The organism is Pseudomonas sp. P4_C1 (assembly GCF_056402155.1).
Map to the genome: position 1 here is coordinate 21,690 of NZ_JBFUHY010000055.1, position 10,645 is coordinate 32,334.

Consider the following 10,645-nt stretch of genomic DNA (forward strand, 5'->3'; position numbering starts at 1 on the left):
GTCAAGCGACGGCTACGACGTCGAGAATCCGCTGGACCACCCGGTCCTGGTCGATGCCAGCGGCTTCGGCTTCAAAGGAAAGAATGATGCGATGGCGCAGCACGTCGAACAGCACGGCCTGTATGTCTTCCGGGCTGACGAAGTCGCGCCCGGCCAGCCAGGCGTGGGCGCGGGCGCAGCGGTCCAGGGCAATCGAACCGCGCGGGCTGGCGCCGTAGGCGATCCACTCGGCCATTTCCGGATCGAACTTGGCCGGGGTGCGGGTGGCCATGACCAGTTGCACCAGGTATTCCTCCACGGCGTCGGCCATGTACAAGCCGAGGATTTCCTTGCGTGCGGCGAAGATCGTCTGTTGGGTAACCCGACGCTCAGGTTTCGCTTCGCCGTTCAGGGCTTCGCCACGGGCCTGTTGCAGGATCTTGCGTTCAACCGTCGCGTCCGGGAAACCGATCTTCACGTGCATCAGGAAGCGGTCGAGCTGGGCTTCGGGCAGCGGGTAGGTGCCTTCCTGCTCGATAGGGTTCTGTGTGGCCATCACCAAAAACAAGGGCGACAGTTCATAGGTGCTGCGTCCGACACTGACTTGCCGCTCGCCCATGGCTTCGAGCAAGGCCGACTGAACCTTGGCTGGGGCGCGGTTGATTTCGTCCGCCAGCACCAGGTTGTGGAAAATCGGGCCTTGCTGGAACACGAAACTGCCGGTTTCCGGGCGGTAGATTTCCGTACCGGTAATGTCGGCCGGCAACAGGTCAGGGGTGAACTGGATGCGGTGGAACTGGGCTTCGATGCCTTCGGCAAGTTCTTTGATGGCCTTGGTCTTGGCCAGGCCAGGGGCGCCCTCGACCAGCATGTGGCCGTCGGCGAGCAGGGCGATGAGCAAGCGCTCGATGAGTTTTTCCTGGCCGAGAATCTGCGTTGAAAGAAAGGTTCGCAGCGCGAGTAGCGCTTCACGATGTTCCATCGATGACTGTTCCTGCAAAAGGGTGGCCGAGGACGTTCGAAGTACGCCAGGGCTGGGGGCGTTACTTTAATCCATCGCGGGGGGCGGCGACTAACGGCATTTTGTGCAAAGTGGGGGAAATGGTTGGGGTAATTGCTGGATTTTCGTAGCAGGGGAGTGGTTGGGTGGCTGTGCCGGCCCCATCGCGAGCAGGCTCACTCCTACATTGACGGTGTACGACGATCAATTGTAGGAGCGAGCCTGCTCGCGATGAGGCCGGAACAGGCGCTGATATTCAGAGCTGGCTGATAAAGGTGCCAGTCCCTTCAAGAATGTTCTGCAAGGTCTCTTCCACTTCAGCCAGGTCCGTCATGTCGGCATCGAAGGTGATTTCCAGCACATCATCCCCATTCAACGCATCAGCATCAGCCGCCGCAATTTCGATCTTCAACAGGTTAGGACTGAGCGTGACTTTCACGCCATCCAGGGTCGAAGGCTCGCCGTCGAGGGTGATTTCCAGCTCGTCTTCATCGGGGTAGCGGCTCATCAGGAACATTTCGCCCTGGTCGCTGTGGCAGCAGAGCATGGCCATGTTGTCTTCTTCGTCATCGCAAGGGTTGACGATCAAGAGGGCGGTTTTCATTTTCATGGGAAATTCCTGGCCCGGCGGGCGTGGTAAACGCTACAAAGGGCGATTTTGCCAGCCCGCGGAGATTTCTGCTCGTCCGAGTGTCAAAGACCCGGTCGTGGACGGATAGAGTGTTACTGGTCATTTCTGGTACTCAAGTCCCGTAAAACCGGACGGAAAACCGTCATTTTCCTGTGCGAATGCTAGTGTTGTTCGATGCGCATGCCTTGAGCAGCGTACCGTTGACCGAATATGTCGCAGCACCGCAAGCACGGGTCTTGCCGCACTCGTTAAGCTGCGCAACGGATGAGCACCCGTAAAGACATTGCGCTGCACGCAGCCCAGTCGTTTTTGCAGATGCCCATTCACGGACGGTGAATGTGACCTGAGTGTCTCGTCCAGCTTCATCCACCTGTCGCCCTGTTTCCTCTGCCCGAGAATCAGGAACCGGGTGACGGACCGCCCCGCAAGGGGTTTTTGCACGCGACGCTTTCATCAATAACAAGCCCAAGCGGAGTACCACAGATGGCGTTCTTCACCGCAGCCAGCAAAGCCGACTTCCAGCACCAACTGCAAGCGGCACTGGCGCAGCACATCAATGAACAGGCACTGCCACAAGTGGCGCTGTTCGCTGAACAATTCTTCGGCATCATTTCCCTTGACGAGCTGACCCAGCGTCGGATGTCCGACCTCGCTGGTTGCACCCTTTCTGCATGGCGCTTGCTTGAGCGCTTCGATCACGCGCAACCGCAAGTGCGCGTCTTCAACCCCGATTACGAACGCCACGGCTGGCAGTCGACCCACACCGCGGTCGAAGTGCTGCACCACGATCTGCCATTCCTGGTGGACTCGGTGCGTACCGAGCTGAACCGCCGCGGCTACAGCATCCATACCCTGCAAACCACCGTGCTCAGCGTGCGTCGTGGCAGCAAGGGCGAGCTGTTGGAAATCCTGCCGAAAGGCACCCAGGGCGACGACATTCAGCAAGAGTCGCTGATGTACCTGGAAATCGACCGCTGCGCCAACACCGCCGAGCTCAATGTCCTGAGCAAAGAGCTGGAACAGGTGCTCGGTGAAGTCCGCGTTGCCGTCGGCGATTTCGAACCGATGAAGGCCAAGGTTCAGGACATCCTGACCATGCTGGACAACAGCCAGTTCGCCGTCGATGCCGACGAGAAGAGTGAAATCAAGAGCTTCCTGGAATGGCTGGTGGGTAACCACTTCACCTTCCTCGGCTACGAAGAGTTCGTGGTCAGCGATGAAGCCGATGGCGGCCACATCGTCTATGACAAGGACTCCTTCCTCGGCCTGACCAAACTGCTGCGCGCCGGCCTGACCTACGATGACCTGCGCATCGAAGACTACGCCGTGAACTACCTGCGCGAACCGACCCTGCTGTCGTTCGCCAAGGCTTCGCACCCAAGCCGTGTCCACCGTCCGGCTTACCCGGATTTCGTGTCGATCCGTGAAGTTGACGCCAACGGCAAGGTCATCAAGGAATGCCGATTCATGGGCCTGTACACCTCGTCGGTGTATGGCGAGAGCGTGCGAGTGATCCCGTACATCCGCCGCAAGGTCGAGGAAATCGAACACCGTTCCGGCTTCCAGGCCAAGGCCCACCTGGGCAAGGAACTGGCGCAGGTRCTCGAAGTGCTGCCGCGCGACGATCTGTTCCAGACCCCGGTGGACGAGCTGTTCAGCACCGTGATGTCGATCGTGCAGATCCAGGAACGCAACAAGATTCGCGTGTTCCTGCGCAAAGACCCGTACGGCCGTTTCTGCTACTGCCTGGCTTACGTGCCGCGTGACATCTATTCCACCGAAGTGCGCCAGAAGATCCAGCATGTGCTGATGGATCGCCTGAAAGCGACCGATTGCGAGTTCTGGACGTTCTTCTCCGAGTCCGTGCTGGCCCGCGTGCAATTGATCCTGCGCGTCGACCCGAAAAACCGTCTCGACATCGACCCGCTGTTGCTGGAACGCGAAGTGGTGCAGGCCTGCCGCAGCTGGCAGGACGACTACGCCGCCCTGACCATCGAAAGCTTCGGCGAAGCCCACGGCACCAACGTGCTGGCTGACTTCCCGAAAGGCTTCCCGGCCGGCTACCGCGAGCGTTTCGCCGCTCACTCGGCGGTGGTCGACATGCAGCACCTGCTGAGCCTCAACGAAAAAAATCCGCTGGTGATGAGCTTCTACCAGCCGCTGGGCCAGGTGTCCGGCCAGCGCATGCTGCACTGCAAGCTGTACCACGCCGATACCCCGCTGGCGTTGTCCGATGTCCTGCCGATCCTGGAAAACCTCGGTCTGCGCGTGCTGGGTGAATTCCCGTACCGCCTGCGCCACAACAGTGGCCGCGAGTTCTGGATTCACGATTTCGCGTTCACCGCCGCCGAAGGCCTGGAACTCGACATCCAGCAACTCAACGACACGCTGCAGGACGCGTTTGTCCACATCGTGCGCGGCGATGCCGAGAACGACGCGTTCAACCGTCTGGTACTGACTGCCGGCCTGCCATGGCGCGACGTGGCGCTGCTGCGTGCCTACGCCCGCTACATGAAGCAGATTCGTCTGGGCTTCGACCTGGGCTATATCGCCAGCACCCTGAACAACCACACCGACATCGCTCGCGAGTTGACCCGGTTGTTCAAGACCCGTTTCTACCTGGCGCGCAAGCTGACCGGCGACGATCTGGGAGACAAGCAGCAACGCCTGGAACACGCGATTCACAGTGCCCTGGACGACGTCCAGGTACTGAACGAAGACCGCATCCTGCGTCGCTACCTGGACCTGATCAAGGCCACCCTGCGCACCAACTTCTACCAGACCGATGCCAACGGCCATAACAAGTCGTACTTCAGCTTCAAGTTCAACCCGCGCTTGATTCCCGAACTGCCGAAGCCGGTACCGAAGTTCGAAATCTTCGTTTACTCGCCGCGCGTCGAAGGCGTGCACCTGCGCTTTGGCAACGTGGCTCGTGGCGGTCTGCGCTGGTCCGACCGTGAAGAAGACTTCCGTACCGAAGTCCTGGGCCTGGTAAAAGCCCAGCAAGTGAAGAACTCGGTCATCGTGCCGGTGGGTGCGAAGGGCGGCTTCCTGCCGCGTCGCCTGCCACTGGGCGGCAGCCGTGACGAGATCGCGGCCGAGGGCATCGCCTGCTACCGCATCTTCATTTCGGGCCTGTTGGACATCACCGACAACCTGAAAGATGGCGCCCTGGTACCACCGGCCAACGTCGTGCGTCATGACGACGATGACCCGTACCTGGTAGTGGCCGCGGACAAGGGCACTGCGACCTTCTCCGACATCGCCAACGGCATCGCTATCGACTACGGCTTCTGGCTGGGTGACGCGTTTGCGTCCGGTGGTTCGGCCGGTTACGACCACAAGAAGATGGGCATCACCGCCAAGGGCGCGTGGGTCGGCGTACAGCGCCACTTCCGCGAGCGCGGCATCAATGTCCAGGAAGACAGCATCACTGTGGTGGGCGTCGGCGACATGGCCGGTGACGTGTTCGGCAACGGCTTGCTGATGTCCGACAAGCTGCAACTGGTCGCAGCGTTCAACCACCTGCACATCTTCATCGACCCGAACCCTGAGCCGGCATCGAGCTTCGCCGAGCGTCAGCGCCTGTTCGACCTGCCGCGTTCGGCCTGGTCGGACTACGACACCAGCATCATGTCCGAAGGCGGCGGGATCTTCTCGCGCAGCGCGAAGAGCATCGCGATTTCCCCGCAGATGCAAGAGCGCTTCGACATCCAGGCCGACAAGCTGACCCCGACCGAACTGCTGAACGCCTTGCTCAAGGCGCCGGTGGATCTGCTGTGGAACGGCGGTATCGGTACTTACGTGAAAGCCAGCAGCGAAAGCCACGCCGATGTCGGCGACAAGGCTAACGATGCACTGCGCGTGAACGGCAACGAACTGCGCTGCAAAGTCGTGGGCGAGGGCGGTAACCTGGGCATGACCCAACTGGGTCGCGTCGAGTTCGGCCTCAATGGCGGCGGTTCCAACACCGACTTCATCGACAACGCCGGTGGCGTGGACTGCTCCGACCACGAAGTGAACATCAAGATCCTGCTGAACGAAGTGGTTCAGGCCGGCGACATGACCGACAAGCAACGTAACCAGTTGCTGGCGAGCATGACCGACGAAGTCGGTGGTCTGGTGCTGGGCAACAACTACAAGCAGACTCAGGCCCTGTCCCTGGCTGCCCGTCGCGCCTTGCCGCGGATTGCCGAATACAAGCGCTTGATGAACGACCTGGAAGGTCGCGGCAAGCTGGATCGCGCCATCGAGTTCCTGCCGGCCGAAGATGCAATCAACGAGCGCATCGCCGCAGGCCACGGCCTGACCCGCGCCGAGCTGTCGGTGCTGATCTCGTACAGCAAAATCGACCTCAAGGAGCAGTTGCTTGGCTCCCTGGTGCCGGACGACGACTACCTGACCCGCGACATGGAAACCGCTTTCCCGCCAACCCTGGTGAGYAAGTTCTCCGCGGCCATGCGTCGTCACCGTCTGAAGCGTGAAATCGTCAGCACCCAGATCGCCAACGATCTGGTCAACCACATGGGCATTACCTTCGTTCAACGACTCAAAGAGTCGACCGGCATGAGCCCGGCGAACGTGGCCGGCGCCTACGTGATCGTGCGCGACATTTTCCATCTCCCGCACTGGTTCCGTCAGATCGAGAACCTGGACTACCAGGTCTCCGCCGACGTGCAACTGGAGCTGATGGACGAGCTGATGCGTCTGGGCCGTCGCGCTACGCGCTGGTTCCTGCGTGCCCGTCGCAACGAGCAGAACGCTGCCCGTGACGTCGCCCACTTCGGTCCGCACCTGAAGGAGTTGGGCCTCAAGCTCGACGAGCTGCTCAGTGGCGAGATCCGCGAAACCTGGCAGGCCCGTTACCAGGCGTACGTCGCAGCCGGTGTACCGGAGTTGCTGGCGCGCATGGTGGCTGGCACCTCGCACCTGTACACCCTGCTGCCGATCATCGAGGCCTCCGACGTGACCGGTCAGGACCCTGCGGACGTGGCCAAGGCCTACTTCGCCGTGGGCAGTGCGCTGGACATCACCTGGTACATGCAACAGATCAGCGCTCTGCCGGTTGAAAACAACTGGCAGGCCCTGGCCCGTGAAGCGTTCCGCGATGACGTCGACTGGCAGCAACGCGCGATCACCATCTCGGTCCTGCAACAGGGCGACGGTACCCAGGACGTGGAAACACGCTTGGCGCTGTGGATGGCGCAGCACGACAGCATGATCGAACGCTGGCGTGCCATGCTGGTGGAAATCCGTGCCGCCAGCGGCACCGACTACGCCATGTACGCGGTGGCCAACCGCGAACTGCTGGACCTGGCATTGAGCGGTCAAGCGGTAGTGCCTGCCGCTGTCGCCGCCGAGCTGGAACCGGCTGCCTGATCAGGCGTTGAATGAAAAAACCCCGCATTGAGAGATGCGGGGTTTTTTTTGTCTGGGAATCTTGTGGTGTTTGTACCGGCGCCATCGCGAGCAAGCTCGCTCCCACAGTAAATGGGTGTACATGAGTGGTGTGTAAGACACCCATTACTGTGGGAGCGGGCTTACCCGCGATGGGGGCATTGATTTCAATACAACTTCTGGCTTGATTTATTATCAATCATCGACACATTACTTGTCGGGCTGGTCAGTAAATTACTGAGCGATTGGTCAAACTTTTGCAGTGCCCTGACTTGCACATTCTGTTGTTCATTAATATCCGCAACTATCTCTTCACTGCGTTTATAGTCGGCCCACACCGGGCTGAGTGCTTTGGCGTCATGGCCTTGTGCAGTACCGATGTAGTTGAAGTTCTTGTCATAAAAGTCCGCACTGACATCCGCCTGGATATCCGAACTGCGCGAGGTCATCAGTTGACTTCGGGTGTCGACCACTGCCATCACATCCGGTTTCGCTGCCCTGAGGCTCTGAATGTCCGGGTATACGATAACCGAGCCAAATTGCCGCTGCAGGGAGGCCTTGACCCAATCCACCGCCAGGTCTGGCCTGGAGGTGGCTACGTAGGCGTCATGAATCGGCTGCACCAGCAGGCTCTGGCCGAAACCGGTGCCGGCGTTGGCTCGATAGTCCCGAAGGTAGGCACGATTGGTCTGAGTGGATTGGCTGTAGATAACGCCCAACGAAACATGGCTACCGTTGGTAATGCTGGTGGCACCGCTGCGGCCCACCGGTTCGGTGAAGATACCGTTCAGCGAAGAGACCGCCGTGGGCGCGGTGGGGATCGAGCAGCCGGTTAATACAGCAGCCATGGTCAACGTACTGGCAAGCGTAAGTTTCATGGTGTTTCTCCAGTGAAACAATATTAGTCGAAAGTTAAAGTTGCCGGTGCTGTTCCGGCGGTGACTCAAGACTAAACCCTGGTTGATTTATTTAAATGGCCAATATCTGCACTTGTCAGGTGGCCAATAGTTTTGTTTGGTTTAAAAGTCTTCGGTTAATTGCGTGAGGAAATAAAAAGGCCCGAATTCGCGATTCGAGCCTTTTTATTTATAGCTGTACGTTCAGCCATCAGTGTTCCAATGGGATCAACACTTTCTCGTCGGGGGCCAATACCATGAACACCAGCAACTTGGCCGGCTTGGTCGCGCTGGCGTTTTTCGACACCATGTGTTCCGAACCCGCCGGCTCATACCAGAACTCACCGGGCTTGTAGGTTTTCGCTGGCTGGCCCTTCACCTGGGAGGTGATTTCTCCGGAAATGACATAGGCCATGGTGGTGCCATCGTGTTTGTGGGCGATGGAAGACTGACCGGGTTGGTAATCGACTTCGATCATCAGCGCTTTTTTACCGGGGACGTTCTTCAGCATTTCGTCCTGCAGGACAGTGACCTTTTCCGAAGGATCATGGGCAAAGGCCGATGCACAAGATATCAGGGCCAGGGCGGCAAGGGGGGCAGCACAGAAGCGCAACACGTACATGGTTCTTTACCTGCGGTGGGTTAGTTGTCGAAAACAACAGTAGTGCGCAGGTAGTAGAGGTTAAACAGCCAATATTCGGGAAGGCGAGGGGACCAATTGCAGAGGATTGCGGGCCAATGGAGAAAAAATTGTGGCGAGGGAGCAAGCTCCCTCGCCACAGGAATTGGTTAAACGATCGGAAAGCTGTTGAAGTCCACGGCATTGGCCAGTTGGCTATCGATCAGGCTGATAAAACCCTGGACCTGCGGGCAGTTGAAATGCGATCGCATGGCCGCTTCCGATTGCCAGTGGGCGCTGACGGTCCAGCGATTGGTGTCCTCGGGGCAGCGGTCGACCATATAGGATTCGCAGCCCGGTAGTTCACGCAGGGTTTCGACAATCTTTTGCAGTTGCTTACCCAGTTCATCCGAGCGGCCGGCGGCGGCCTGTACCTGTACGGTATTGATCACTTCATGGGACATTGCTCACACTCCTGAATCAAGCCGGACGAGTCCTGCTCATTGAGGGATAACGCCTATGCAGGATAGGCCTGACCCTCGGGACCGCCAATAGCCAATCGCCGGATAAAGCCACAGGCCAATCCGTCAGGCCACCTGCTGCAGGATGTCGCGCAAACGGTCCAGGGCAATGTCGATGTCAAGGGTTTCGATGGCGCCAAAACCAAGGAAAAGCCCGGCCCTGGGCGCTTGCTGATAGAAAAAGCTGTCGATGGCATAGAGCCCGACTTCGACTTTTTTCGCCAGTTCGATCACCAATGGAATATCCATCGGCACTTTGCACATCACCACCATGTGGAAACCGGCGGTGGTCGGCACCGCCTCGAGCCAGGGCGAGAGATCGCCGGCCATGCGCGCCAGGATTCGTTCGCGGCGCCCGGCATAGATCGCATGGCAGCGCCGGATGTGCTTGAGCAGGCAGCCTTCGGCGATGAATTTGGCCAGCGCCCATTGCGGCAGGGTCGAAGTGTGCAGGTCAGTGAGCTGTTTGGCACGCACCACGGCCTCGAGGATCGCTGGCGGCAGGATCGCATAGCCCAGACGCAGTTCCGGCAACAGGGTTTTGGAGAACGTTCCGACGTAAGCGACGATCCCCCGTTCATCCATGCTTTGCAGGGAATCGGCAGGACGGCCCTCGTAGCGGAATTCGCTGTCGTAGTCGTCCTCGATGATGATCGCGCCCAGCTCATGGGCCTTGGCCAGCAGGGCTACCCGACGCGCCTGGCTCATCGGCATGCCCAGCGGGAACTGGTGCGAAGGGGTGACGTAGATCAGGCGCGTACCGCGAGGAATCTGGTCCACCACAATGCCTTCGGCGTCCACCGGCATGCCAATCACCGTGGCGCCATGGCTGCCGAACAGCAGCCGCGCCGGCGGGTAGCCTGGGTCTTCCATGGCGACCAGGCTGCCTGGACTGATCAGCACCCGGGCGATCAGGTCCAGCGCCTGCTGCGCGCCGTTGCACACCACCACGTCCTCATCCTGACAATTGACCCCGCGGGAGAACGCGATGTGCCGGGCAATGGCGTTGCGCAGGGCGGGCAAGCCCTCTGGCAGGCTGTAGAGGCCTTTGGAACCGGCAATCTGGCGCAGTGCGTGAGAGGTGCAGCGTCGCCAGTCATCCTGGGGGAACTGGCCCTTGCCGGTGGCGCCGCCGATGAAGTCGTAGCGCAGCGAGCCCTCAAGCGTCGGGTGACGCAGAAACACCGGCAGGTTGCGCCAGGACTCGATCACCTCGAAACCGGCAAGCTCGCAATGGCTCTGTTTACGCTGCACCTTCGAAGTGCGCGCGTTGACGTAAGTGCCTTTGCCGACCACGCCGGTGAGGAAGTTTTCGTAGGTCAGCTGGGCGTAGGTATCGGAAATGGTCTTGCGCGAAATACCCAATTGCTCGGCCAGCAAACGGCTGGGCGGCAGTTGCGTCCCGGCGGTCAGGCGACCGGACTCGATGGCGCTGCGCAGTTGGTTGTACAGCTGGCCGGCCAGGTCCTTGCGGCCGTTGATGACAACATGTAGTTCCATACCGGCGAGGCTCCGGGGCTGTTGAGGCGCGTGTGCGTCGCGCAAGATTACCCCTATCCGCTTGTCGTGCAGAAGTTGTGCAGTGGAAAAACCGTCAATTGG

The 10,645-nt window shown here is 59.7% G+C and carries 7 protein-coding genes; 1 reads left to right on the forward strand and 6 read right to left on the reverse strand.

The window, feature by feature from the left end:
- Position 1 precedes the first annotated feature (1 nt).
- The gene (locus AC1DU9_RS22165; protein WP_108215854.1) at positions 2-961 is read right to left on the reverse strand and encodes an AAA family ATPase; all 960 of its coding nucleotides are present in this window, start codon (positions 959-961) and stop codon (positions 2-4) included.
- 274 nt (positions 962-1,235) lie between these two features.
- Positions 1,236-1,589, reverse strand: coding sequence for a hypothetical protein (locus tag AC1DU9_RS22170; RefSeq protein ID WP_223462908.1), 354 nt, complete (start codon positions 1,587-1,589; stop codon positions 1,236-1,238).
- Positions 1,590-2,093: 504 nt separating this feature from the next.
- Between AC1DU9_RS22170 and AC1DU9_RS22175 the strand changes: the two genes are divergently transcribed.
- Entirely contained in the window at positions 2,094-6,989 is a 4,896-nt protein-coding gene (locus tag AC1DU9_RS22175; RefSeq protein WP_223462907.1) for an NAD-glutamate dehydrogenase, read from the forward strand.
- 185 nt (positions 6,990-7,174) lie between these two features.
- On the opposite strand, the gene AC1DU9_RS22180 is transcribed toward AC1DU9_RS22175, so the two are convergent.
- The 4 genes from AC1DU9_RS22180 to pdxR form a co-directional block, all read right to left on the reverse strand.
- Positions 7,175-7,885 carry an ATPase gene (locus tag AC1DU9_RS22180; protein ID WP_457266135.1) on the reverse strand — a complete coding sequence of 237 codons (711 nt, stop codon included), beginning with the start codon at positions 7,883-7,885 and terminating at the stop codon, positions 7,175-7,177.
- A gap of 229 nt (positions 7,886-8,114) precedes the next feature.
- Complete coding sequence (locus tag AC1DU9_RS22185) at positions 8,115-8,525, reverse strand: cupin domain-containing protein (protein ID WP_457266134.1); 411 nt, start codon at positions 8,523-8,525, stop codon at positions 8,115-8,117.
- Positions 8,526-8,692: 167 nt separating this feature from the next.
- Positions 8,693-8,986, reverse strand: a complete 294-nt coding sequence (locus tag AC1DU9_RS22190; protein ID WP_108215849.1) for a putative quinol monooxygenase — start codon at positions 8,984-8,986, stop codon at positions 8,693-8,695.
- Positions 8,987-9,109: 123 nt separating this feature from the next.
- Positions 9,110-10,543, reverse strand: a complete 1,434-nt coding sequence (pdxR, locus tag AC1DU9_RS22195) for a MocR-like pyridoxine biosynthesis transcription factor PdxR (protein WP_223462904.1) — start codon at positions 10,541-10,543, stop codon at positions 9,110-9,112.
- Between the last annotated feature and the right edge of the window lie 102 nt (positions 10,544-10,645).